Origin of the sequence: Pseudomonas sp. GW456-L13 (assembly GCF_017350115.1) — a bacterium.
Taxonomy (GTDB): Bacteria; Pseudomonadota; Gammaproteobacteria; order Pseudomonadales; family Pseudomonadaceae; genus Aquipseudomonas; species Aquipseudomonas jessenii.
Genome location: NZ_JACNAS010000002.1, coordinates 769,447 through 793,730, shown reverse-complemented (window position 1 = coordinate 793,730; position 24,284 = coordinate 769,447). Strand labels below are relative to the sequence as shown.

The 24,284-nt window shown below is 60.0% G+C and carries 28 protein-coding genes; 17 read left to right on the top strand and 11 right to left on the bottom strand.

All coding sequences use genetic code 11. The features are described 5' to 3' along the window. Nucleotides 1–215 precede the first annotated feature (215 nt). The 3 genes from J4D25_RS17640 (at nt 216) to J4D25_RS17630 (ending at nt 2,375) form a co-directional block, all read left to right on the top strand. Entirely contained in the window at nt 216–494 is a 279-nt protein-coding gene (locus J4D25_RS17640) for a hypothetical protein (RefSeq protein WP_034150181.1), read from the top strand. Nucleotides 495–587: 93 nt separating this feature from the next. Beyond that, nucleotides 588–1,346, top strand: coding sequence for a CHAD domain-containing protein (locus tag J4D25_RS17635; protein WP_057713796.1), 759 nt, complete (start codon nt 588–590; stop codon nt 1,344–1,346). Nucleotides 1,347–1,577: 231 nt separating this feature from the next. Next, nucleotides 1,578–2,375, top strand: coding sequence for an acyl-CoA thioesterase II (locus J4D25_RS17630; protein WP_057713797.1), 798 nt, complete (start codon nt 1,578–1,580; stop codon nt 2,373–2,375). Here J4D25_RS17630 and J4D25_RS17625 read toward each other — a convergent pair whose 3' ends face one another. The 3 genes from J4D25_RS17625 to J4D25_RS17615 all read right to left on the bottom strand — a co-directional run bounded on the left by J4D25_RS17625 (nt 2,376) and on the right by J4D25_RS17615 (nt 5,364). Then, nucleotides 2,376–2,741, bottom strand: coding sequence for an Mpo1-like protein (locus J4D25_RS17625; protein ID WP_057713798.1), 366 nt, complete (start codon nt 2,739–2,741; stop codon nt 2,376–2,378). 221 nt (nt 2,742–2,962) lie between these two features. Further along, nucleotides 2,963–4,444: a methyl-accepting chemotaxis protein gene (locus J4D25_RS17620; protein WP_057713799.1), complete on the bottom strand. Its 1,482-nt coding sequence runs from the start codon at nt 4,442–4,444 to the stop codon at nt 2,963–2,965. Between the two features lie 113 nt (nt 4,445–4,557). Beyond that, nucleotides 4,558–5,364 (bottom strand): TatD family hydrolase, encoded by an 807-nt coding sequence (locus J4D25_RS17615; protein ID WP_057713800.1) that lies wholly within the window; start codon nt 5,362–5,364, stop codon nt 4,558–4,560. Nucleotides 5,365–5,601: 237 nt separating this feature from the next. Between J4D25_RS17615 and J4D25_RS17610 the strand changes: the two genes are divergently transcribed. From J4D25_RS17610 to J4D25_RS17600, 3 genes are all read left to right on the top strand, one after another. Then, a complete protein-coding gene (locus tag J4D25_RS17610) occupies nt 5,602–7,023 on the top strand; it encodes a transglycosylase SLT domain-containing protein (protein WP_057713801.1) in 1,422 nt (473 codons plus the stop codon). A 103-nt stretch (nt 7,024–7,126) separates the two neighbouring features. Next, nucleotides 7,127–7,561, top strand: a complete 435-nt coding sequence (locus tag J4D25_RS17605; RefSeq protein ID WP_057713802.1) for a DoxX family protein — start codon at nt 7,127–7,129, stop codon at nt 7,559–7,561. A gap of 247 nt (nt 7,562–7,808) precedes the next feature. After that, nucleotides 7,809–8,117 (top strand): hypothetical protein, encoded by a 309-nt coding sequence (locus tag J4D25_RS17600; RefSeq protein WP_057713803.1) that lies wholly within the window; start codon nt 7,809–7,811, stop codon nt 8,115–8,117. A gap of 3 nt (nt 8,118–8,120) precedes the next feature. Here the strand turns inward: J4D25_RS17600 and greB are convergent, their stop codons facing one another. From greB to J4D25_RS17585, 3 genes are read right to left on the bottom strand one after another with little or no spacing between them, the layout of a single operon-like run. Then, the gene (gene greB / locus J4D25_RS17595) at nt 8,121–8,618 is read right to left on the bottom strand and encodes a transcription elongation factor GreB (protein ID WP_057713804.1); all 498 of its coding nucleotides are present in this window, start codon (nt 8,616–8,618) and stop codon (nt 8,121–8,123) included. Between the two features lie 34 nt (nt 8,619–8,652). Beyond that, entirely contained in the window at nt 8,653–11,157 is a 2,505-nt protein-coding gene (locus J4D25_RS17590; protein WP_057713805.1) for an ABC transporter permease, read from the bottom strand. Next, a complete protein-coding gene (locus J4D25_RS17585; protein ID WP_046043370.1) occupies nt 11,157–11,840 on the bottom strand; it encodes an ABC transporter ATP-binding protein in 684 nt (227 codons plus the stop codon). The genes J4D25_RS17590 and J4D25_RS17585 overlap by 1 nt, the downstream gene beginning before the upstream one ends. A 10-nt stretch (nt 11,841–11,850) precedes the next feature. On the opposite strand from J4D25_RS17585, the gene J4D25_RS17580 reads away from it, so the two are divergent. The 3 genes from J4D25_RS17580 (at nt 11,851) to J4D25_RS17570 (ending at nt 14,421) form a co-directional block, all read left to right on the top strand. Then, complete coding sequence (locus J4D25_RS17580; protein WP_057713806.1) at nt 11,851–12,456, top strand: arylesterase; 606 nt, start codon at nt 11,851–11,853, stop codon at nt 12,454–12,456. A gap of 55 nt (nt 12,457–12,511) precedes the next feature. Continuing rightward, nucleotides 12,512–12,805 (top strand): hypothetical protein, encoded by a 294-nt coding sequence (locus J4D25_RS17575; protein WP_003226812.1) that lies wholly within the window; start codon nt 12,512–12,514, stop codon nt 12,803–12,805. A 641-nt stretch (nt 12,806–13,446) separates the two neighbouring features. Continuing rightward, on the top strand, nt 13,447–14,421 hold the full coding sequence (locus J4D25_RS17570) for a L,D-transpeptidase family protein (protein WP_057713807.1): 975 nt from the start codon (nt 13,447–13,449) through the stop codon (nt 14,419–14,421). A 123-nt stretch (nt 14,422–14,544) separates the two neighbouring features. Here the strand turns inward: J4D25_RS17570 and oprI are convergent, their stop codons facing one another. Further along, entirely contained in the window at nt 14,545–14,796 is a 252-nt protein-coding gene (gene oprI / locus J4D25_RS17565; RefSeq protein ID WP_003199355.1) for an outer membrane lipoprotei OprI, read from the bottom strand. Between the two features lie 640 nt (nt 14,797–15,436). Between oprI and J4D25_RS17560 the strand changes: the two genes are divergently transcribed. Next, on the top strand, nt 15,437–15,724 hold the full coding sequence (locus J4D25_RS17560) for a GNAT family N-acetyltransferase (protein WP_007973562.1): 288 nt from the start codon (nt 15,437–15,439) through the stop codon (nt 15,722–15,724). Between the two features lie 87 nt (nt 15,725–15,811). Here the strand turns inward: J4D25_RS17560 and J4D25_RS17555 are convergent, their stop codons facing one another. Continuing rightward, on the bottom strand, nt 15,812–16,888 hold the full coding sequence (locus J4D25_RS17555; protein ID WP_007973561.1) for a 3-deoxy-7-phosphoheptulonate synthase: 1,077 nt from the start codon (nt 16,886–16,888) through the stop codon (nt 15,812–15,814). 187 nt (nt 16,889–17,075) lie between these two features. Beyond that, entirely contained in the window at nt 17,076–17,519 is a 444-nt protein-coding gene (locus tag J4D25_RS17550; RefSeq protein ID WP_079246728.1) for a PilZ domain-containing protein, read from the bottom strand. On the opposite strand from J4D25_RS17550, the gene J4D25_RS17545 reads away from it, so the two are divergent. From J4D25_RS17545 to cysB, 5 genes are all read left to right on the top strand, one after another. Then, nucleotides 17,518–17,904, top strand: coding sequence for a co-chaperone YbbN (locus J4D25_RS17545; RefSeq protein ID WP_057713808.1), 387 nt, complete (start codon nt 17,518–17,520; stop codon nt 17,902–17,904). The two genes, J4D25_RS17550 and J4D25_RS17545, sit on opposite strands and share 2 nt — an antisense overlap. Continuing rightward, nucleotides 17,901–18,854: a putative 2-dehydropantoate 2-reductase gene (locus tag J4D25_RS17540; protein ID WP_057713809.1), complete on the top strand. Its 954-nt coding sequence runs from the start codon at nt 17,901–17,903 to the stop codon at nt 18,852–18,854. The genes J4D25_RS17545 and J4D25_RS17540 overlap by 4 nt, the downstream gene beginning before the upstream one ends. A 25-nt stretch (nt 18,855–18,879) precedes the next feature. Beyond that, a complete protein-coding gene (locus J4D25_RS17535; RefSeq protein ID WP_057713810.1) occupies nt 18,880–19,785 on the top strand; it encodes a 5'-nucleotidase in 906 nt (301 codons plus the stop codon). 95 nt (nt 19,786–19,880) lie between these two features. Further along, a complete protein-coding gene (locus J4D25_RS17530) occupies nt 19,881–20,384 on the top strand; it encodes a universal stress protein (protein ID WP_057713811.1) in 504 nt (167 codons plus the stop codon). Nucleotides 20,385–20,497: 113 nt separating this feature from the next. Next, entirely contained in the window at nt 20,498–21,472 is a 975-nt protein-coding gene (cysB, locus tag J4D25_RS17525) for an HTH-type transcriptional regulator CysB (protein WP_015094029.1), read from the top strand. A 16-nt stretch (nt 21,473–21,488) separates the two neighbouring features. Here the strand turns inward: cysB and J4D25_RS17520 are convergent, their stop codons facing one another. Both J4D25_RS17520 and J4D25_RS17515 read right to left on the bottom strand, forming a co-directional pair. Next, on the bottom strand, nt 21,489–21,971 hold the full coding sequence (locus J4D25_RS17520; RefSeq protein WP_057713812.1) for a GreA/GreB family elongation factor: 483 nt from the start codon (nt 21,969–21,971) through the stop codon (nt 21,489–21,491). Between the two features lie 2 nt (nt 21,972–21,973). Further along, complete coding sequence (locus J4D25_RS17515; RefSeq protein ID WP_057713813.1) at nt 21,974–22,384, bottom strand: hypothetical protein; 411 nt, start codon at nt 22,382–22,384, stop codon at nt 21,974–21,976. Nucleotides 22,385–22,508: 124 nt separating this feature from the next. Here J4D25_RS17515 and earP point away from each other — a divergent pair, with 124 nt between their 5' ends. Continuing rightward, complete coding sequence (gene earP, locus J4D25_RS17510; protein WP_057713814.1) at nt 22,509–23,651, top strand: elongation factor P maturation arginine rhamnosyltransferase EarP; 1,143 nt, start codon at nt 22,509–22,511, stop codon at nt 23,649–23,651. Between the two features lie 48 nt (nt 23,652–23,699). Next, nucleotides 23,700–24,269 (top strand): elongation factor P, encoded by a 570-nt coding sequence (locus tag J4D25_RS17505; RefSeq protein WP_007943632.1) that lies wholly within the window; start codon nt 23,700–23,702, stop codon nt 24,267–24,269. The last annotated feature ends 15 nt before the right edge of the window (nt 24,270–24,284 follow it).

Below are 24,284 nucleotides of genomic sequence, written 5' to 3'. Positions count from 1 at the left end.
CCCTCGTTTGAATGATTCAACAATGCACCCATCGAGGGCCTTGCTTCAATCGCCATGGTCGTTCGAGGGGACAAGAGCGTCGTATTTTCGACACTCCATGGCGGCACATGGTTATTCTCGTCGGCGCTATAGTTTGCACAGCGGACCAACGGCACTTTTCAGGTGCCACAACGTCTTACCTGCATGACTGTTGACCTATTCTTGAGGAGTGAGTGATGAAAGCTTGGATCTGCGTGCCTTTGATTGCCCTGGCGTTGGCTGGTTGTGCCGGCAAAACCGCTTATCGCGACAGCTGCGGTAGTAACCTGGATGCGGCATGGCATGAACTGGACCTGGCCAAAGCCGAAGGTTTCGCCGGGACCGTCAGCTACTCCAAGGCCCTGTCGTTGTTGACCGCGGCCAAGACCCAGCAGCAATTCGAGGGATTCGAAGGCTGCACCAAAAAAGCCGAGAAGGCTCGTTTCTATATTCGTGAATCGCGCGCAGGGCGTTAAAAGCAAAAAGCGGTGACAAGCTCTAAGCTGCAAGAGCCTTCGAGCTTTCAGCCTGGAGCTTGCAACCTGGCGCTGTTTACGGAGTAAACCCCCATGATCGATCGGTTGGTGGCTCAGGTTCTGGGCCTGGAAGTTCGTCTGCTGGCCTGTCAGGCCCGCTTGAAAGAGCGTACAGACCCTGAAGCGTTACATGATCTGCGTACAACCATGCGACGGTTACGCAGTCTGTTGCGACCCTTGCGCGGGTTGCCCGGCGTCGAACAACAGGAAGCGGCGGCCTCCCGGGTGGGCGATCTGACCACACCATTGCGTGATCGCGAAGTGCTGGCGGCGTACCTGCTCCAGCACCATCAACCCCAAGCCGCACAGTGGCGCATGGCGCAAATGGCCGAGGCTTACCCGGCCGTGGCGACCAGTCCCGAACTCGCGCAAATGCTGATCGTCCTCGATGCGTTTCCGCGTTTTCTGCGTGCCGCCCAGCGCCAGGGATTGCTCAAGGGCCTGCGCAAGCGCATCGAAAAACGCCTGGGCAAGCAATGGAAAAAACTCGACGAGGCACTGCACGATCCGACCCACGACCGTCATCGGCTGCGCCTGCTGATCAAGCGCGTGCGCTATGGCATCGACGCTTACCCCGAACTGGACCGTTTGCCGAAAGCGGCCATGCCCCGGCTGAAATCGGCCCAGGGTGCGCTGGGCGACTGGCACGATTGCGTGCAATGGCTGGCGATGGCTGAACGGGAAGCGGATTTGCAACCCTGTGTTGCCGTATGGGAAGCCACGATGGCCGAGGCCGAAACCCGAGCGGACCGCGTTCTGGAAAAATTCAGCAAGGCCTGTTTCAAATCCTGAGACCACTCGAGATCCTTTGTGGGAGCGAGCTTGCTCGCGATGAGGTCGTGACATTCAACATTGATGTTGGCTGTCCGGGCGCTATCGCGAGCAGGCTCGCTCCTGCAGGTTATATGTCCGGCACGAGCCTTGTGCGACTTATCTGTCAGTCAATTTGGCCGGAATAGGCGATGTATCAACGTCGCCAGATGGTTAAGATCCCTTCATCTTTTTCCATTCCCAGAGGTTTTCATGCGTTTTTCCGAACTGCTCAACGCTGTCCGCTGCCAGCCGATTGAGCTGTCTATCCCGGCCTCATGGGCCCAGGGGCGAGCCAGTTTCGGTGGCCTGGTGGCCGCTTTGCAGTACGAAGCCATGCGCGCCCGGGTTCCGGCGGATCGACCGGTGCGTTCGTTGGCAATCACCTTTGTCGGCCCGGTTGAGCCCGAGGTGCCGGTCAGTTTTGACGTCGAGGTGCTGCGCGAAGGCAAGGCCGTCAGCCAAGTGCTGGGCCGGGTGATGCAGAAGGGCCAGGTGGTGACGTTGATCCAGGGCAGCTTCGGCGCCTCGCGACCTTCGGAAGTGGCGGTGGCCGCTGAACCGGCACCTGAAATGAAGCACTGGGACGAATGCCAGGAATTGCCTTTCGTCGAAGGCGTCATCCCGGAGTTCATGCGGCATCTGGCGATGCGCTGGAGTGTCGGCGGGCTGCCGTTCAGCGGTAGCACATCCCGGCAAATGGGTGGCTGGGTACGTTTGCGCGGCGACGTAAAGGAAGAGGCTATCGGCGAGGCGCATATCCTGGCGCTGGTGGACGCCTGGCCGCCGGCCCTGATGCCGTTTTTGAAGAAGCCGGCGATGGGCAGCACGCTGACCTGGACCATCGAATTCGTGCAGCCGCTGCTGGAACTGAACACCCTGGACTGGTGCAAATACCTCGTCGAAACCGAATACGCCGCCGACGGCTACGGGCATGCCGCCGCAAAAATGTGGAGCGCGGATGGTCGGTTGATCGCCATGAGCCGGCAGACCGTGACTGTGTTCGCCTGATCAGTGCCGGCGGTGGCGCTCACGCCAGGCGCGCCACCAGCCGCCGCTGAGGAAGAACCGTGGAAACGTCAGGAACTGCTCGACCAACAGGCGTGATACCGCATCCTTGCGATCACTGAAGGGTTCGGAGGCTTGGGTCTCCAGGTTGTGGCCGTGGCGTTGCAAGGCCAGCGCCGCAATGACACCGATTACGCCGATGGCGATATTTGCCAGGCTCAGGCTGAACACCCCGGTCACAATCAGCAGAAATGCCACGATGAACAGCGGCACCGCGATCAGGTGCAGCACCAGATTGGTCGGGTGCTGATGATTGTTCGGGTAGGCTCGCCATTGCCAGGCGGGTAGGTTGGGGTGACGTTTGCCCATGATGCCGATCCTCGATCCATGTTGAACACATGTGATTAAGAATAGGCCCGGTCTATGCTGGCGGCGAATCAAGGCTGGCTATTGGCTTGATAGGTGCCATGACTGGAATAGATGGTGCCAGTTCTGAAGCCTTCGCGAGCAATCCCGTTCCTACATTTTGACCGTATTCCAATGAAAGAACGCGGTCACCTGTGGGAGCGGGCTTGCCCGCGAAGAGGCTCTCAAAGTTTCAGTTGACCTATCGCCTTGCTCAACTCACCGGCCAACGCCGCCAGCTCATTGCTGGTGGTCGCCGACGTCACCGTCTGATGCACCGTGTTCTCGGTCACGTCACGGATGCTCACCACCGCCCGGTTCATCTCCTCCGCCACCTGGCTCTGCTGCTCGGCCGCCACCGCGATCTGCGTGTTGCTTTCACGCATCTGCGCCACCGCTCCGGTGATCTCGGCCAATGCCGCGCCGGCCTCTTGCGCCTGTTGTACGCAGTCGTCGGCCTTGAACGAGCTCTCTTGCATGAAATCCACGGCGTCCCGTGTGCCGGCCTGCAACGCCGAGACCATGAGGGTGATCTCATCCGTGGAGGCCTGCACGCGTTTGGCGAGGTTGCGTACTTCATCGGCGACTACCGCGAAACCGCGACCCATTTCGCCGGCCCGGGCCGCTTCGATGGCGGCGTTGAGCGCCAACAGGTTGGTCTGCTCGGCGATGCTGTGAATCACGTTGACCACGCCGTTGATTTTCTGGCTGTCCTCGGCCAGGCGTTGAATCATCTCGGCAGTCTGCTGGACGCCGGTGGACAGTCCGGCAATCGACCGCTGCACCCGTGTCACAACCGCCTGCCCGCTGCCGGCCAGGGTATCGGCCGATTGCGAAAGGTCACGGGTGGCACCCGCGTGTTGAGCGATGTGATAGACCGTGGCGGTCATTTCATTGATCGCTGTGGCGGCCTGATCGGTTTCGCTTTGCTGGCCCAGCATGCCGTGGCGCACTTCATTCATGCTGGCCGCCAGCCGTGCGGCGCCGACGTCCAGTTGCCGGGCGGTGCTGGCGACGGTGTTGACCACCCGTTGATAACCGGCCTGCATGGCGTTGAAGGCGTTGGCCATTTGTCCGACTTCGTCGCTGCAGGCCAATGGCACGCGGGCCGACAGGTCGCCGGTTTTCTCCACGTGCAACATGACGTCTTTCAAGGTGTTGAGCTGGCTGAGCAGGAAGCGGATCAATAACTGCGATGCACCGAGCATTGCCAGCATCAGGATGAACACCGCCACCGCGTAGTTGGCAAAACGCTCGTTGAACACCTGGCTCAGGCTCGGACCATGGGCAATCACGGCGACCCGCTGGCCGTCGGCACGGGTAAACACTTCGGCACCCATCAGCGGATTGTCACCGAACAGCGGCATCAAGTTGATCTCGACCCAGCCATTGGCGTCGGCCAGTTCTTGCACGGGTTGCTCATTGAGCGTGGGTGCCTGTCCTCGGCTGAACGCAAGGAAGTTGTCGGCGTGGGGCAACGTTTGCCCGGCGGGCCAGGCTTCGAGCAATCGCGCCTGAGCCTGGGCCGAAGCCTGGGCGGCGCGACTGCGGGCCTGCTGTTCGAGTTGCACCGCGTACAGCACCAACAACAGGGTGGTGACGAAAGCGACGGCGTTGACCGCCCAGAATTTGTATTTCAGCGAGATATTGCTAAGCCAGGCACCCATGGAGGTCTTCTCTGATAGCGGAAACAGTTTTGGCAAGACGCCATCATTGTGCCGCTATACAGGTGACTGACTCTTGATGCAGATCAACTTCAATCCTGTGGGATTTATGGCAATCAGGAGATCAATGGCAGACCATAAAACGCCCGCGCGCACGCGGTGGTATGCGCTGCCAGATCTTCCTGGCTTTCCCCGCGATGCAGTGCCACTTCGCGTAGTACTTCGGTCAGGTACGCCGGCTCGTTTCGCCCGTTTTTCGGCTTGGGGCGCAGGCTGCGCGGCAGCAGATACGGTGCGTCGCTTTCGAGCATCAGGCGTCCGCGCTTGATCTCCTTGACCAGTGGGTGCAAATGCGTGCCCCGGCGTTCGTCGCAGATCCAGCCGGTAATGCCGATGTGCAAGTCCAGGTCGAGATAGCTGAACAGTGCCTTCTGCTCTCCAGTGAAGCAGTGCACTACGGCGGCCGGCAGTCGGTCGCGGAAGTCGCGCAGGATTTCCAGCAGGCGCTGGCTGGCGTCGCGTTCGTGCAGAAAAACCGGCAGCTGCAATTCGACGGCCATGGCCAGGTGTTCTTCGAGGACCTTCTCCTGTTGCGGGCGCGGCGAGAAATCACGGTTGAAATCCAGCCCGCATTCGCCCACGGCCACTACATTCGGCTCCAGGAGCAAGCTGCGCAAACGTCGGGCGCTGTCGGCGTTCCAGTCGCTGGCGCAGTGAGGGTGAATACCGGCGGTGGCGAACAGGCGCTGGGCGCTTTCGTCCAGTTGCTGGCACAGCTCAAGGGCCTGTTCACTGCCCTCGACACTGGTGCCGGTCAGCACCAGTTGGCACACGCCGGCCGCGTAGGCGCGGTCAAGTACGGCTTGGTGTTTGTCGGCAAAACTGGCGTTGGTCAGGTTGACGCCGATATCGATGAGTTGCATGGTGCTACCTCGGCCCAAAGGCCGGAAAGCATATCAGAGCCGTGGATTTATAAGAAAAACCAAGAACTACAACGGGTTAACGCTGTCTCTTGAGCCGCGGACCAGGCCTGGTTGGTAGTTTTGCCATCATTGTGCCAGTCTTTCGCACGTTGCCAGCGCCTTGGGCGCTCTGTTTTTGTCGCCGCGCTTGATGGTTTTCGTCATTGAAGCGGGCCTCATATTCTTTCCGGAGAGTGGATGATTCGTCCCTCGGTTTTGCTACTGCTGTGTTGTTCGCTGCTACTGCCGATGACGGCGGTCGCGCGTCTGCCCGGGCCGTTGCAAGCGGTACCGGCGAGCAAGGTGCGCGACCTTGCGGAAATACGCAGCAGTCGTGTGCTGCGGGTGTTGGTCAACCAGAGCCGCAACAGTTCCGGTGAAGTCCAGGGGCAGGCGATCGGGGTCGAGTACCATCGCCTGAGAGCGTTCGAGCAATACCTCAACGGCCACGCCCGTGACGGCCAGGAAATCACCCTCAAGATCATTCCCAAGGCCAAGGATCAACTGCTTGGCGCATTGCAGCGGGGGGAGGGCGATCTGGTGGCGCCAGGCGAGTTGCTCGAGCTGCAACCCGGCTTCGCCGTCAGCACCAGTGAGCCGATTGCCAGCAACATCCCGTTGGTCCTGGTGGGCATCAAGGGCGAACGCCGCTACACCAGGCTTGAACAGCTTTCCGGCAAGACCCTGGCATTACCCGCAGGCAGTGCCGCCGGGGATGCCGTCAGCCAGATCAATCAAAAGCTCGCCTTGCACAAACTGCCACCGGTCACGATCGAATGGGTCGATCCGAGCCTTGCCGTCGAGGATGTACTGGAGATGGTGCAGGGCGGGATCTTCCACCTGACCATCGTCGAGCAACCGATCGCCGAACGCTGGGGCAAGATCCTGCCCAGGCTGCGTTTCGACAAACAGGTACTCGTCAGTGATCCGGGAGAGGAATTCTGGTTCGTGCGCCGTGATGCCTCGATGCTGCGGGCCAGCATTGATCGCTTCCTCACCGTCTACAAAAAACCATCGGATCAGGACGCCGCGTTCCTGCGGATCTATCGTCGTCTCTATCAAGTGCACTATCCACTGGCCAAGGCGGACCGACAGCGCCTGGAAAAACTTCGCCCAGTGTTGCAAAAACACGCCGACGCCCAGGGCATGGACTGGCTGAACCTGGCGGCGCTGGCCTTCAAGGAGTCATCCCTGCAACCCGCCGCCCGCAGTGGCGGTGGCCCCACCGGTCTGATGCAGATCACGCCTTCTGCGGCGCAGCGGGTGGGGGTCAACAATATTCAGGACCTTGATGGCAATGTGCAGGCCGGGGCCAAGTACCTGGCGATGATCCGGCGCAAATTCTTTGCCAGTCCGAAACTCAACGAGCGCGAACGCATGGCCTTCGTGCTGGCGGCCTACAACATCGGGCCGGAGCGGGTGCAAGGCATGCGCGCCGAAGCCCGCCGGCGAGGCTTGAATCCCAACCAGTGGTTCTTCCAGGTCGAACGCATTGCCATGGAGCAAGTGGGTATGGGGCCTGTCAGTTATGTTAATAGCGTGAACAAGTATTACTTGGCGTTCGACCGGGAGCGGGAGTCGTTGGAGCCCCAGGGGCAAAAGGTTGTCTCACGCAAATGATCAACAAATTTGATTGTTATTACGGGTTTTTTGCGCTTTTAGAATGTGAATTACTGATTAATATGGCGGCCAACCCACACACACTGACAAGGAATGAAACAGCATGAGCACTCTGATCAATAAGGTACTGTCTACCCGCGCTGGCTACGGCCTGACCGTTCTGCGCATCGTGGTCGGTATTGTTTTCGCCGCTCACGGTTCGCAAAAACTCTTCGGGGCATTCGGTGGCTATGGTCTGGCTGGAACCGCGCAGTACATGGAAAGCCTCGGACTGACGCCGGGTTACCTGATGGCGGCACTGGCGGGCGGCACCGAATTCTTCGCCGGCCTGGCCCTGATCATCGGCTTGCTGGTTCGACCGGCTGCACTGGGCCTGATCTTCCTGTCGCTGGTTGCGATTTTCTCGGTGCACATCAGCAACGGTCTGTTCATGGCCAACAACGGTTATGAGTTCGCCCTGGCGTTGCTCGGTGGCAGTATCGCGGTATTGATCGAAGGTGCGGGCAAGCTCTCGGCGGACCGTGCCATCGCCGGTTGACCGCTCTGGTTCAACGAAAAGGCCCGCATTGTGCGGGCCTTTTTTGTTGAGCGTCATTCTTGACACTGTCCAGTCAGCTTCTCTAGGATGTTGCTCATGCGCCGATTTAAACAGCTACTTGCGGGGCGCCAGGTGACTCATCCAGTTGCCGATAGAAGCCGGAACAGGCTTCGAAATACCGCTAAAGCGCTGGTTCGGTGTTGCCTCTCACCTGCCATGCAGACTTTTGAGGCAGAGACACGACACAATGAATGCACTAAACCCCGTTGTACGTCCCGCGCCGATCACGGCACATCTCACCCAGCGCAATCCAAAAATCCTGCTTGGCGGCAAACATCAGCCGACGCTCTTGCGTTATCTCGATGGCTGGCCACGTCGTACCGGCGGTCCCGCTGCCTTCCTGATCCAGTTTGTCGAAGACGGTGAGTCGCTCGCTCGTTTCGCCAACGACAGTTTCGATCTGGCAGTGATTCAGTCCCCCAGCCTCGAAGATGCGCCTGAAGTGATCCGGCAACTGACCCGCGTTGCCCGGCAGGGACTGATTACCCGGCTTTAACGCTCACGGGTACTCGATTGCCACGATGTACACGCACTGCTCACCCGTCGGTGTCTGGACCCGGACTTCGGCGTCCAGTGCCTTGCCGATCAATGCGCGGGCCAGGGGCGAGTCGATGCTGATCAGGCCCTGTTTGAGGTCCAGTTCATCCGGCCCGACAATGCGGTAGCGCGACTCTTTGCCATCCTCGTCCTCGATCGTGACCCAGGCGCCGAAATAGACCTTGTTCGGATCGCTGGGTTTTTCGCTGACCACCTTGAGCGCTTCCAGGCGTTTGGTGAGAAAACGCACGCGGCTGTCGATCTCTCGCAGCATCTTTTTGCCATAGGTGTATTCGGCGTTCTCCGAGCGATCACCCTGGGCCGCGGCTTCGCTGACAGCCTGGGTAACCTGGGGCCGACGTACATGCCACAACTCATGGAACTCGGCGCGCATCCGCGCTTCACCCTCGGGGGTGATCAGCGCGGTGCCAGCGGTGCGGGGAGGGCGGTAACGGCTCATGACAGCTTCTTGTGGTGAGGATGGCAGGAGTCTATCAACCCTCGCGCAGAACTGTCAGCGGGCTGGCGTTCAATGCCCGACGGGTGCCGAACACCCCTGCACCACCAATGAGCACGGCGCCCACCAGTGGGAGCAACAACAGCCATGGATGTGGATGCCACGGCAGGTCAAAGGCGTAGCGATAGAGCACCCAACTCACCACTTCCGAACCCAGTGCCGCCAGCAAGCCACTGACTGCGCCCAGCAAACCGAACTCGATACGCCGGGCCTTGACCAGCAATTGCCGCTCCGCCCCCAGCGCACGCAACAGCGCGCCCTGGCGAATGCGTTCATCCAGCGTCGCTTGCAGGCCGGAGAACAGCACCGCCATCCCCGCCGCCAACACGAACAACAACACGTACTCCACCGCCAGGGTCACCTGGGCGAGGATGCTGCGCAGTTGCTCCAGCAAGGCTTCGACCTGCAGGATGGTCACCGCCGGGAAGGCGCGGGACAGGTCGACAATCTGTTGGTCGTGACCCGCTGCCAGATAAAAACTGGTCAGGTAGGTCGCTGGCAGATCCTTGAGGGTGCCGGGCTGGAAGATCATGAAGAAGTTCGGCTGGAAGTTGTCCCAGTTGATATCCCGCAGGCTGGTGACCTTCGCCTCGCGATTGACTCCGCCAACGCTGAATACCAGGTGGTCGCCGAGCTTTATTTTCAAACTCTCGGCGACCTTGCCTTCTACCGATACGCCGGGAACATCGTCCGGCATCTGTTGGTTCCACCAATTGCCGGCCGTGAGTTTGTTGCCCGACGGCAGGTCCGCGGCCCAGGTCAGGCTCAGGTCGCGCTGGATCGCCCGGTCCCCGGCCGATTCCTTGGTGACGATTTGCTGCACTGGCTCGCCGTTGATGCTGATCAAGCGTCCAGGCACCACCGGGTACAGCGGTGCCGATTGCGCCGATACGGTGATCAGGTGATCGGTGAAGGCCTGTTTGTCCGCCGGCAGGATGTTCAGCGCGAAGTAGTTTGGAGCGTTTTTCGGCAGCTGGTTCTGCCAGGTGTCCAGCAACTCGCCGCGCAGCAACGCAATCAGCGCCATTGACAGCAGAATCAGGCCGAACGCCAGGGACTGGCCCGCGGCAGTGAGCGGGTGACGCAGCAGTTGGCCCAGTCCCAGGCGCCAGGGCAAGGACGCACGAGCAAGCATGCGCCGCAGGCTCTTCAACAGCAGCAACAACAAGCCGCCCAGCACCAACGCTGCAATCACGCCGCCGCCGAGCAGGGCAAAGGTCAGCACCAGGTCCAGGCTCAGGCGCCACATGATCAGGGCGAGGGCGCCCAGCGCTGCGCCGTAGACCATCCAGGTGCTGGAAGGGATCGGCAGCATGTCCCGGCGCAGCACGCGCAATGGCGGAACCCGACCCAGAGCCGCCAGTGGCGGCAAGGCGAATCCGGCCAACGCCACCAGTCCGGTACCGATCCCGGCAATGGCCGGAAACAGCCCGCCCGGAGGCACGTCGGTCGGCAACAAGTCATGCAGCAGGGCAAACAACCCCAGCTGTGCGAGCCAGCCGAGGAGGGCGCCGCTGATGCTGGCCAGCAGCCCGAGGACAGTCAGTTGCAGGCTGAACAGCACCATGGTTTCCCGGCGCGACAGCCCGAGGCAGCGCAGCAAGGCACTGGCATCGAACCGTCGGGTGGCGAAGCGGGTTGCCGACAGCGCCACCGCCACGCCGGACAGCAACACCGCCACCAGGCTGGCCATGTTCAGGTAGCGTTCGGCTTTGCCCAGGGCGCCACCGATCTGTCGATTACCGTCGCGGGCGTCCTGCAAGCGCTGGTTGGCGGCAAGCCCCGGTTTGATCAGTTGCCGATACGTCTCGAGTGCCTGAGCGCTGCCTCGCCATAATTCGCGATAGCTGACCCTGCTGCCGGGCTGCACCACGCCGGTGGCTGCAAGGTCGTCGAGGTTGATCAGCACCCGCGGTGTCAGGCTGTAGAAATTGCCGGCGCGATCGGGTTCGTAAGTCAGCACCCGCGCCAGTTTCAGGGTTTTCATGCCGACATCGATGCTGTCGCCGATCTTCAGGTCCAGGGCGGTCAGCAGGCGTGCCTCGACCCAGGCTTCACCGGGGTGCGGTCCGCCACCGACTATTTGCGTGGCAAAGGGGGCGGGCGCGCTTTTCAATTCGCCGCGTAGCGGGTAGGTGTCATCGGCCGCCTTGATGCTGGACAGTTGAATGCTGTTGTCGGTGGCGATGACGCTGGAGAACTCCACCACTTGAGCGTGTTCCAGACCCAGTTCGGTGCCGCTTCTTATCTGTTCGGGGCGCGCAGGCGAACTGCCTTCGAGCAGCAGGTCGGCACCAAGGAATTCGGTAGCGCGCAGCATCATGGCGCCGTTCAGGCGCGCGCCAAAGTAACCGATGGCAGTGCTGGCGGCCACGGCCACCAGCAAGGCGAAAAACAACACGCGCAATTCACCGGCGCGGGCATCGCGCAGCAATTGGCGGATGGCGAGACTGAACAGGCGCAACAGCGGCAGGCGTGCCATCAAGGCTCCAGAGGGGCGACCAGCAGGCCGGCTTCAAGACGGATCAGGCGCCGGCAGCGATGGGCCAGGCGTTCATCGTGAGTCACCAGCACCAGGGTCGTGCCGCGCTCCTGGTTGAGCTCGAACAGCAAGTCGCTGATGCGCTCGCCGGTGTGGCTGTCGAGGTTGCCGGTCGGTTCGTCGGCGAACAGCACATCGGGCTCGGCGGCAAACGCTCGGGCAATCGCCACGCGTTGTTGCTCGCCTCCGGAGAGCTGGCGCGGCGAGTGAGTCAGGCGTTGGCCCAGTCCCACGCGTTGGAGCAATTGGGTGGCGCGTTCGCGGGCGTCTTTGCGGCCATCGAGCTCCAGTGGCAACATGACGTTTTCCAGGGCATTGAGACTGTCGAGCAGCTGAAACGATTGAAAGACAAAACCCACGTGCTCGGCGCGGATGCGCGCACGCTGGTCTTCATCGAGGTTGCTCAGGCCTTGCCCGGCGAGTGTGACTTCGCCGCTGCTCGGCAGGTCGAGGCCGGCAAGCAGACCCAGCAGGGTGGACTTGCCGGAGCCGGAAGCGCCGACGATGGCCAGGCTGTCGCCCTTGTTCAGTTCCAGGCTGAGTTGGTGCAGGATGGTCAGTTCACCTTCCGCGCTGGGAACCACTTTGCTAAGGTCCTTCGCGATGAGAATGCTTGCGCCCATGGAGAGTCCGATGCGTGTCTGGTTTTTGAGTGCTGGCCTGGCCTTGATGTGCATGGCCCAAAACGCAGCGGCGGGTACAGTCCTGATCGTTGGCGATAGTATCAGCGCCGGTTTCGGGCTGGATACCCGGCTGGGGTGGGTGTCGCTGCTTGAGCAACGGCTCAGGCAGGAAGGTTTCGACGACAAAGTGATCAATGCGTCCATCAGTGGCGACACCAGTGCCGGAGGCCAGGCGCGCCTGCCCGCGCTGCTTGCAGAGCATAAACCGGAACTGGTGATCCTCGAGCTGGGCGGCAATGATGGTCTGCGCGGGATGCTGCCAACTCAATTGCAACAAAATCTTGCTTCGATGATCGACAGCTCCCGGGCCAGCGGTGCCAAGGTGTTGCTGCTCGGCATGCAATTGCCACCCAATTATGGTGCGCGTTACACCAAGGCGTTCGCCGAGGTCTACAGCAACCTGGCCGATGAGAAAAAGATCCCGCTGGTGCCGTTTTTCCTCGATGGCGTAGGCGGCCATCCGGACTTGATGCAGGCTGACGGCATACACCCGGCGGCCGGGGCCCAGGACAAGTTGCTGGAAAATGTCTGGCCTACTCTAAAACCGCTGTTATGACACTTTTCTAGAAGCAGGCTTTCGGCTAAGGTGGCGCCCCGATTTGGAGCCCCCGATGCCGCGTCCCGCCTGGTCACTATTTGCCTATCAACTGATCGAGCCTGACGAACAGCTGGATCTGTTCGCCTGCCAGGAAGTGCGGGTGCATCTGGTGACCCGTCAGCTGGAGTTGGGCGGTTCGGCGGACCGGACCCTGTGCGGCAGTCTGTTGCCGGCGCAACCGCGCTGGTCGAGTGTTGATCGCCGGGTGTTTCAGGACCAGCGGCTGTGTTCGTTGTGCCGGGCCATTCTTGAGTCGCAGAAGCGGGGGACGTCGCCGATCTGGCCGGAATTGCGGTTTGAGCTTTGATCCGTCAGGAGTCGGGGCGGCCTTCGAGCCGACCTGTCTTTTGTTGACCGTGTACATATCCGTTGCTGCGGTAACGGCGGCTTATGGTTTCGCCCTTACGGCGAGTCCCTTTGGCAAACGCCCCAAAGGAACCAAAGGTCTCGCCCCTTACGTACGGCCCCTCGCTAAAGCTCGGGGTTCCTTCGCTCCGGTATTCATCAGGGCGCATCGCCTCCGGTCTGCTTCGCGACGACCTCCTCTCGATGTGTTCGACTTCGTCGAACGGCGCTGCGCGCCTGCCCCCTGATGAACACCTCCACTCAGCCTGCCGAGGGGGCGGGTGGATCAAGATCAAAAGCTGCAGGCGAGCTAACGCTCGGCCTGATGAGTGGTAAAGAGCACGGGTGTACGCCGACCTGCCGTTGCTCTGCTCTTCTGTAGGAGCGAGCTTGCTCGCGATGGACGTCAACGATAACGCGTGCTGCCTGAATGCCCGCGTTGTCCTGGCGTTTTTCGCGAGCAAGCTCGCTCCCACACGGGATCGAAGATAATCGCAAAATCGGCCCGCACTGCCTGTAATCGGGCGATCTCCCCGAAATAACGGACTGCAGTGTACAATCGCGTTCTTATACTCTCAGTTGATCATGCATAGGATTTTCCGGATGTTGTCGCGCTTTCCTGCCGTCACCCGCTGCCTGACTCTTGCCGCCCTCTTAGTGGCCGGTCCAGTCGCAGCATTGGAGCTTCCCCTGCCACCGCCCGGTGAGGACATCATCGGCCAGGTGCAGGTGATCAAGGCCAAGTACGAAGATACCTTCGCCGACCTTGGTACCGCCTACGATCTGGGCTACACGGAAATGGTCGCGGCCAACCCGGGTGTCGATGCCTGGTTGCCTGGCGCCGGTACGGAAATCATTCTGCCGACTCGCTTCATCCTGCCACCAGGTCCGCGTGAAGGCATCGTGATCAACCTGGCCGAGTACCGCCTCTATTACTACCCGAAAGGCAAGAACGTGGTGTACACGTTCCCGCTGGGTATCGGTCGTGAAGGCTGGGGCTCGCCGATTGCCCACACCAGCATCACCGCCAAGACACCGAACCCTACCTGGACGCCTCCGGCTTCGATCAAGGCCGAGCACGCAGCAGACGGTGATCCGCTGCCCAACGTCGTGCCGGCCGGCCCTGACAACCCGCTGGGGCCGTTCAAGTTCACCCTGGGCACACCGGGCTACCTGATCCACGGTTCGAACAAGAAGTTCGGTATCGGCATGCGCACCAGCCACGGTTGCTTCCGCATGTTCAACAACAACGTGCTGGAAATGGCGGGCATGGTACCGGTCGGAACGTCCGTGCGGATCATCAACGACCCGTACAAGTTTGGTCTGAGTGGCGGCAAGGTCTATCTGGAGGCGCATACGCCGCTGGACGACAAGGGCAACCCGTCGGTGGTCGACAAGCACACCGCAGTCATCAATGCGATGCTCAAGCGTGAAGACATCACCAACAACCTGCGTATGAACTGGGATGTGGTGCGTGATGTGGTCGCCGCTGAAGACGGCCTGCCGGTTGAGATCGCTGTGCCGGGCAACGGCGTTGCACCGATGGTATCGAGCATGCCGATCGACCCGCTGCAGTAACGCTGGCAAAGAGCCCGTCGGCGCGGACAGCGTCGACGGGTTTTTTATTGCCTGGAGAAACGCCAGGCAATAAAAAAGCCGACCCAAAAAATGGGTCGGCTTGATAACAATCCCGAAGGATTATTACTTGCGGCTAGCTTTGTCCAGCATGCGCAGAGCACGCTCGTTAGCTTCGTCAGCAGTCTGTTGTGCTTTTTGAGCAGCAGCCAGAGCTTCATCAGCTTTACGGTAAGCTTCGTCTGCACGAGCCTGGGAGCGAGCAGCTGCGTCTTCAGTAGCGGTCAGACGTGCTTCGGTTTCTTTCGATGCGCTGCTGCAACCGGTAGCCAGAACTGCGGCCAGAGCCAGAGCAGAGAATTTCAGAACGTTGTTCATCGTGTTCCCCTTCAAGGACTTTCTATTAAGTAGCTATCTCCTCCGATTGAGGAAAGAGCCGGCGTACATACTACCCATTACTTGTAGTAAGTAAAACTGACGTGACGCAAGAAGCAAAAAAAATTGTAGGCGTTGATTCTTTTTCGAGCAACTTTTAACTGAACTGTTTAAAAAATATCCAGCTGCAAGGCCCGTGGCTGAGCGAACTGGAGAGAAAAAGTTCCTTCGGCACACCGCTCTTTTTCCCGCCTGGCTAAAGTCCGCCTACATGGATTCGTCTACACTTTTGTTCGGCTTTTGCGTAGCGCCTCCCAATATCTTTCTCGATGTTCAGGTGACTTTAACAGCGGGCGCTCGTCTTAAGTCTCAACATCCGGCAATGTTCAGGCTATCGACCCGGAGTGATCTTCGGTCGAGCGCAATCCTGCGTGATCCGGAGCAGCACCCGCCAACCCGCACGATGACGAGCGCACCTTGAGCATTTCTGCCAATGGTGCCTACTATTTGTACGTGCTCGGTAGCGCGAGATCGGTGCAGCTCTTCTCGGTGCCCACTCAGGCACGGGGTGGCGTAGATGTTCCTTCGCCGGAAAAACATCGGTAAGGTAGGGGTCGGAATTCCAGACCCGCGAGGAGTAGTGATGAGCGAGGCGTTGTCCATCCACCATGACCAGGCTGGTCATCAGTTCGAGACCAATGTGGACGGTCATCGTGCCTATCTGACCTATATGGATCTGGGGAAACAGACCCTGGATATCTATCGCACCTTCGTGCCCAACGCATTGCGTGGTCGCGGTATTGCGGCAGCCTTGACCGAGAAGGCGCTGGAGTACGCTGACGAAATGGGCTACACCGTCATTCCATCGTGCTCCTACGTCGAGCGCTACATGGAGCGTCACCAGCGGCATGCGGCCAAGCTGAGTCAGTGACCTTCAACAAAACGAACACATAAAAAAACGCCGGGTCCAGCCCGGCGTTTTTTTTTGTGTGTGCTTTTTGCACCGCCAAACAGGCGATCAGCTGCGATCGCGTTTAGGCAGCACATCCTTGAGCTTGGCATGCATGCTGCGCAAGGTGTTTTCGGTCGCGGTCCAGTCGATGCAGGCGTCGGTGATCGACACGCCGTATTGCAGGTCGGCGAGGTCTTTCGGGATCGCCTGGGCGCCCCAGTTCAAGTGGCTTTCAACCATCAGGCCGATGATCGACTTGTTGCCTTCGAGGATCTGGTTGGCGACGTTCTCCATCACCAGCGGTTGCAGGGCCGGATCCTTGTTGGAGTTGGCGTGGCTGCAATCGACCATGATGTTCGGCTTGATCTTCGCCTTGTTCAGCGCCTGCTCGCAGAGCGCAACGCTGACCGAATCGTAGTTCGGTTTGCCGTTGCCGCCGCGCAGCACCACGTGACCGTAGGCATTGCCCTTGGTGGTCACGATCGACACGCCACCTTCCTGGTTGATACCCAGGAAGCGGTGCGGGCTGGAAACCGATTGCAGGGCGTTGATCGCCACGGTCAGGCCGCCATCTGTGCCGTTCTTGAAGCCGACGGCCGAGGACAGCCCGGAGGCCATTTCACGGTGAGTCTGGGATTCGGTGGTGCGCGCGCCGATGGCCGACCAGCTGATCAGGTCCTGCAAGTATTGCGGGGAGATCGGGTCGAGGGCTTCGGTGGCGGTCGGCAGGCCTTTTTCGGCCAGGTCCAGCAGCAACTGGCGACCGATGTGCAAGCCGTCCTGGATCTTGAACGAGTCGTCCAGGTACGGGTCGTTGATCAAGCCTTTCCAGCCGACGGTGGTACGTGGCTTCTCGAAATACACGCGCATAACCAGATACAGGGTATCGGACACTTCGGCGGCGAGAACTTTCAGGCGCTCGGCATATTCGTGGGCGGCCTTGATGTCGTGGATCGAGCAAGGCCCGATGACGACGAACAGGCGATGGTCGGTGCCATCCAGAATGTTGCGAATGACTTCGCGGCCCTTGGTGACGGTGCGCAGTGCGGCGTCGCTCAGGGGAATATCGCGCTTGAGCTGATCGGGAGTGATCAGTGTCTCGTTGGAGGCGACGTTTAGGTCGTTGATCGGTAAATCAGCCATCGTTTACTCGTCAGGTCACGGGTGCCGGCCGCCAGCGAACCCGCGCGGCGGAGCACAGCAAATTAAGCGCGTCGGGGAGCTGAACCTTAGCGCGTTACACCGTGGCTCGACAATGGGCAGACGCCGGTTTGGTGGGGTTTCGCAGTCAGTTTCCCTGCCGCGAGGGGCAAACCGATCAAGAATGCCTCTATTCCAGCACCGGTTGCGCAAAAGCCTTGCGCACCGAATCGTGAGAGAACTCGTCGGCATGCTCCTGGACCCATTCGAGGGCCAGGGCCTGGATGTCCTGCAAGTCTTCGTGGGCCTCATGCAGGCGGCAGTAGCGTTCGATCTGGCACACCTGTTCGCCCATCCGGGCGCTGAACAGCGTTTGTTCATCGACGAAAGCGATGCCTACCAGATAACCGCGCTTGCGTCGCAGGCACCAGGCGACATAGCCCAGGTAGCGCATGTCCGGGTTCACGGTCGGCATGCGTACCTCCAGCGCCGTGCCGTGACGCCACGCACGGTGATAATTGCAAGCCATGCCCCCGAGACTGATAGTGTGCAGCTGTCGTCGCGAAAGACACTCAGGTTTCAGCAACGTTAATTCGACGGGCACATCGTCAGGGTGAGGAATGAATCGTCCCATGAACACAGACTCCATGTGTCGGCCATCTGACATTGTTCCTCCCAGTATAGTGGTCGAATTGGAACTGACCGATTTTGACGCCGACCAACGGCTGCTGGCGATGAGCGGTGTATCGCTGGTCATTTTCACCAGTGTCGGCTGCGCCAGTTGCCGTTTTGCCCGCGAGCAATTGCCGACACTCGACCTGGCAGTCGATCGACTGTGCTGGATCGATGCCGGCAACAACGGCGGGGTGGTCGAGCGTTATCAGGTTTTTCACTTGCCGGCGCTGTTTGTCGTTCGCGACGGTGAATTCTTTGGAGCACTGAAATCGCGCCTGACCGGCACCGAGCTCAATCGGGCCGTGCACCAGGCGCTGAGTCGAACAGCAGAGGAGTTGCCATGATGGGGACAGTTGCCAAGCCGACGATCGGCATTATCGGGACCGGCGCAATCGGCGGTTTCTACGGGGTGATGCTGGCACGTGCCGGTTTTGATGTGCATTTTCTGCTGCGCAGCGAGTTCTCCGCGGTGGCCGAGCATGGCTTGCGAGTCGATAGCGCGCCCCACGGTGTACTGACGTTGAACCCGGTGCAGGCCTATTCGGACGCGCAAGACATGCCACCTTGCGATTGGCTGCTGGTGGGCGCGAAAACCACCAGCAACGCCGACCTGGCACCTGCCATCCTGCAGGCGGCGGCACCGAACGCCAAGGTACTGCTGTTGCAAAACGGTCTGGACGTCGAAGACAGCCTGCGCGCGTTGCTCCCCGATTCGCTGCATGTGCTTGGAGGGCTCTGCTACATCTGCGTCCATCGCGAGGCGCCGGGTGTCATTACCCATCAGGCGCTGGGCGCGGTGCATGTGGGTTATCACAGCGGTCCTGCCGATGGGCCGGCACGCAGCGCAATTGTCGAGGAGGGCGTCGGGCTGTTTCGCAGTGCCGGCCTCGATTCCCAGGCCATGGCGAATCTGCATCAGGCGCGTTGGCAAAAACTGGTCTGGAATATCCCTTACAACGGTCTCTCGGTTTTGCTGGGGGCGAGCACTACACCGTTGATGGCCGATGCCGACAGCCGCGAGCTGGTCAAGGCGCTGATGGCTGAAGTGGTGCAAGGCGCTGTTGCCTGCGGGCACGACGTACCGGCAGGCTATGCCGAGCATTTGTTCATGGTGACCGAAAAGATGCCCGACTACTGGCCGAGCATGTACCACGATTATTTGCACAAGCGACCGCTGGAACTGGCCGCGATCTACGCCCGGCCTTTGGCGGCGGCGAAGGCAGCCGGGTGTGAGATGCCACGCATCGAGGCCTTGTATCGCAGTTTGAGTTTCATTGATCGACGCAATACCTGATTCGACCGACCTGAGGGGGAAGGGCATGCCAAAGGCAATTGACGACAAGCTGGTGCTGGCGATTTCTTCGCGGGCGCTGTTCGACCTGAGCGAAAGCCACAAGGTCTACCTGTCGAGTGGTGTCGAGGCCTACCGGCAATATCAGATCGAACACGAAGACGAAATCCTCGAGCCCGGCGATGCCTTCCCGTTGGTGCAGAAACTCCTGAACCTCAACAACAGCCTCGGCCGCGCCCGGGTCGAGGTGATTCTGGTGTCGCGCAACAGCGCCGACACCGGGCTGCGGGTGTTCAACTCGATTGACCACTACGGACTGGCCATTTCCCGTGCGGCCTTTGTCGGCGGGCGCAGTCCGTATCCCTACCTCAAGGCCTTTGGCTGCGACCTGTTTCTCTCGACCCACGCTGAAGACGTGCGCAATGCACTGGACGCCGGGTTCGCGGCAGCGACCATTCTGTCGGGCGGTGCCAGCCGTGCGGCCAGCGACGAGTTACGCATTGCCTTCGATGGAGACGCGGTACTGTTTTCCGATGAGTCGGAACGCGTTTATCAGGCCGGTGGTCTGGAGGCGTTCCAGGCCAGCGAGCGTGAGGCCGCCCGCGAACCGTTGCGCGGTGGGCCGTTCAAAGGGTTTCTCGCGGCCCTCAACCTGTTGCAGCGTGAGTTCCCGGAGGACACCTGTCCGATCCGAACCGCGCTGGTCACGGCGCGATCGGCGCCGGCCCATGAGCGGGTCATTCGCACGTTGCGCGAATGGGACATCCGTCTCGACGAGTCGCTGTTCCTCGGCGGCCTGACCAAGTCGGCCTTTCTCGAAGCCTTCGCGGCCGACGTGTTTTTCGACGATCAGGCCGGTCACTGCGAGTTGGCCCGAGAAGTCGTCGCCACCGGTCATGTGCCCCATGGCATAAGCAACGAGCAAAAGGTTTAAGCCCACCGTTCAATGCGTTGCGCGGGACGTCGTAGTCGCCAAGGCACTGCTAAGCTGAATCAAATCTCCGCCATGTTGGCAGTCGAGGAGGTCATATGATTCGTTCGATGCTGTATGCCACTGACCTTGGTCTGTACGCGCCCGTGGTGATGCAGCATGCCCTGGAACTGGCCAGGACCTTCAATGCCAGTTTGTATGTCGTGCATGCGGTTGAACCCATGGGGTTGTTTGCCGAATCGGTGCTGCAAAGTTATCTCGATGAACAGGCGCTGAACGAGTTTCACAGCCAGGGCCTCAATACGGTGATTGCCAGTATCGAGCAGCGGGTGCTCGACAGTTTTCGTGAGGAGTTGGGGGATGAAGGGGAGCACGACCTGGAGCGGATTCAGGCAGTACGGGTGCTGCAGGGCGATCCGTCGCAGGTGATTCTGGACCAGGCGCAGAAACTCTCCGTGGATTTGTTGATCGTAGGTAGTCACAGCCATGGTGCTGGTGCGGAAACGCCTCTGGGGCGAACCGCCGCCCGTGTGTTGCAACTGTCCAAGGTGCCGGTCTATCTGGTGCCGCTGGTGCAACGTCGTCGTCAAGGGGATCTCTAGAACACGAATAATGGCAATTTGATAAAAAAGTTCTAGATTTATTCTTCGAGCCATTAATATAGTTATATACCGTCGCTGATGCCCGTGGCGTCTACCTGCTTTGAGGGATTCATATGAAGCTTCAACAATTGCGCTACATCTGGGAAGTGGCGCACCACGACCTCAACGTTTCCGCTACAGCCCAAAGCCTTTACACCTCTCAACCGGGCATCAGCAAGCAGATCCGTCTGCTGGAAGACGAACTGGGCGTCGAGGTTTTTGCCCGTAGCGGTAAGCACCTGACCCGTGTCACCCCGGCCGGCGAGCGCATCATCACCACCGCTGGCGAGATTCTGCGCAAGGTTGAAAGCATCAAGCAGATCGCCCAGGAGTTCTCCAACGAGAAGAAAGGCACCCTGTCGATTGCCACCACTCATACCCAGGCGCGTTATGCGTTGCCGCCGGTAATCAGCAATTTCATCAAGCAATACCCGGACGTGGCCCTGCACATGCATCAGGGATCGCCGATGCAAATCGCCGAAATGGCCGCTGACGGCACCGTGGATTTCGCCATTGCCACCGAAGCGCTCGAGCTGTTCGGTGATCTGGTGATGATGCCGTGCTACCGCTGGAACCGTTGTGTGGTCGTGCCTCAGGGCCACCCGCTGACCAAACTGTCGAAACTGACCCTCGAAGCACTGGCCGAATACCCGATCGTGACGTACGTGTTCGGTTTTACCGGCCGTTCGAAACTCGACGAAGCCTTCAGCCATCGCGGCCTGACGCCGAAAGTGGTGTTCACCGCCGCCGACGCCGACGTGATCAAGACCTATGTTCGCCTGGGTCTGGGCGTAGGCATCGTGGCAAAAATGGCTGTCGACACCAAGCTCGATAGCGACCTGGTGGTACTCGATGCCAGCGAACTGTTCGAGTCCAGCGTAACCAAGATCGGCTTCCGTCGCGGCACCTTCCTGCGGGGTTTCATGTGCGACTTCATCGAGAAGTTCGCGCCGCACCTGACCCGCGAAGTCATGGCCAAGGCCATTCAGTGCCACAACAAGCAGGAACTGGAAGAGCTGTTCGAGGGCGTCGAACTACCCGTTCACTGATAGCGTTTCCTGCCGGTCAAACCACCTCGGTGACAGCGAACTGTTGCCGAGCACCCGCCACCATGATCTCCACCTCATCGCCCTCGAACTTGCCCAGCAGGCTTTTGCCCAGCGGTGAGCGCGGGGTGATGACGGTAATCAGTTGCCCCACCAGATCGACCTTCAACCCTGCTGCATCGGGGGCCAGAAACAGCCATTGTTCGCGCCCCTTTTCGTCCTCCAGCCCCAGCAGCGCGCCCACTTCGATGCCCCGCTGATCGTCATACGGACGCAGGGCGAGGTTCTGGCAGAGGCTCAGTGACTGGCGAATTTCCTCGACCCGCCTGGCTTGCCCGGCCGCGAGATAGGACGCTTCCAGCCCCAGGGTGTCGTACTTGTTCTCGGCGATGTTTTCTTCGTGGGTCGCCGTTTCGTAGGCGGTTTGCGCGGCCCGCTCGGCGATGTCGAGATCGATCCGCAGCCTGTCGAGAATCAGTTGGTGGACGGTTTGCTTATTCATGATCAATCGCAGAATTGCAGGACGTTGGCGCGGCTTTTTTCGCTGGGTGCAGTCCGGTCCTGTTGCAGCCAGAACTGACAGTTCGGGTTGGCCAGGTTGCGACTGCTGCTGCGTGCCTGATCAAGCCGTTGCTGCTGTTCGTTCTTGCGCAGGTTTTCTTCATATTGCTCGAACAGCGGGCTCTGTGGCGGAATGTTCGGCAGCGGTTGAGCCGCTGCGGGTGGTTGGGCCAGCTGCTCAACCGCCGCCGCGACCGGGGCGAGTTGCTCGCTGAAAAGCAGGCGCGACGCGAGCCAGCAGGTCAACACAATGGCAATGAACCCGAGCCACATGCCGAGGGCGATACTGCCGGTCAGTTGCAGGGCGCTGAGGCTGATCGGGAAGGATCGGCGCGGAGTGGGGCGGTGGGGCATGGTTGCTTCCTGGCGAAAGGTCACTGGCGAGTGGCGATTGTCGCATGAAGAATAATCGCCGTCGGCTCTTCTGCACGGGGTAATTTATGCGGACAATCGGCGCCTTTGCCAACGGGAGCCTGGAATGCCTGAAATGAAAACCCGCTGGGATATTTTTTGCACCGTGGTCGACAACTTCGGCGACATCGGCGTGACCTGGCGACTGGCCCGGCAACTGGTGGCCGAACATGGGCTGGCGGTGCGTCTATGGGTCGATGACCTGCGAGCGTTCGAGCGCCTGTGCCCGGAAATCGACATCCATGCTCCCAGGCAGTTGCAGCAAGGCGTCGAAGTGCGCCAATGGCCAGCCGAGTGGCAACCGACCGAAGCCGCCGATGTGGTGATCGCTGCATTTGCCTGCCAATTGCCGAGCGCCTATATGGAGGCCATGGCCGAACGGGAGAAGACGCCGCTGTGGATGAACCTGGATTACCTGAGCGCCGAGGACTGGGTCATCGGCTGCCACGGTTTGCCCTCGGTGAAGTACAAAAACGTGCAGAAGTTCTTCTTCTTCCCAGGATTCCAGAAGGGCACCGGCGGACTGCTGCGTGAGCGAGGGTTGCTGGAACGGCGTCGGCAATTTCAGCAAAACCCGCAGGCTCAAAGAAAATTCCTGCAAGGCTTGGGAATTGATCCTGCGCCCGGCGCGCAGCTGATCTCATTGTTTGCCTACGAAAACACCGGTCTGGCCAGTTGGCTTGATGCAATGGCCGGCGATTCTACTGCCACTCATCTGCTGGTGCCGGAAGGGCGGATTCTCGGCGACGTCGAGCGTTGGCTCGGTGTACAGGGTTTGGCGGCCGGTGCCGTGCATGTGCGTGATGCCTTGACCGTGCAAGTGCTGCCATTCGTCCGCCAGGACCAGTACGACCGGTTGCTGTGGTGCTGCGATTTCAATGCCGTGCGCGGCGAAGATTCCTTTGTGCGCGCCCAATGGGCTGGCCGGCCATTTCTCTGGCATATCTACCGGCAAGAAGAAGACATCCACCTGGACAAGCTCGAAGCCTTCCTCGAACTCTATGTGAAGGGGTTATCTGCGCCTGCGCGGGAGGCGATCAGCGGTCTCTGGCGGGCGTGGAACGCCGGTGAAAAAATGGCCGACCACTGGCAATTCACTCGTAAACACTGGCCAGAGCTGGAAAAACACGCTGAGGCGTGGTGTCTGGAGCAGGCCTTGCAGGCCGATCTTGCCACGGCGCTGGTACAGTTTTATGGAAATTGGATATGATACGCGGCCTAGATTTTTGTAAATCCCATCCAAATTCGGATATTCGCAATGAAAACTGGTAAAGAACTGAAACCCGGGACCGTGATTCGTCTCGAAAACGATCCTTGGCTGGTTCAGAAAGCTGAATTCACCAAGTCCGGTCGTAACAGCGCGATCATGAAGACCAAGCTGAAAAACCTGCTGACCGGTTACAAGACCGAGATCGTTTACAGCGCCGACGACAAACTGGACGACGTAATCCTCGACCGCAAAGAAGCGACCCTGTCCTTCATCAGCGGCGACACCTACACGTTCATGGACACCACCGACTACACCATGTACGAGCTGAACGCTGAAGACATCGAAGCCGTTCTGCCTTTCGTTGAAGAAGGCATGACCGATGTTTGCGAAGCGATCTTCTTCGAAGAGCGTCTGGTTTCCGTAGAGCTGCCGACCACTATCGTGCGTCAGGTTGACTACACCGAAGGTTCCGCTCGCGGCGACACTTCCGGCAAGGTGATGAAGCCTGCCAAACTGAAGAACGGTACCGAGCTGTCGGTTGCTGACTTCATCGAAATCGGCGACATGATCGAGATCGATACCCGCGAAGGCGGTTCCTACAAAGGCCGTGCCAAATAAGCACAGCTTCAGGAA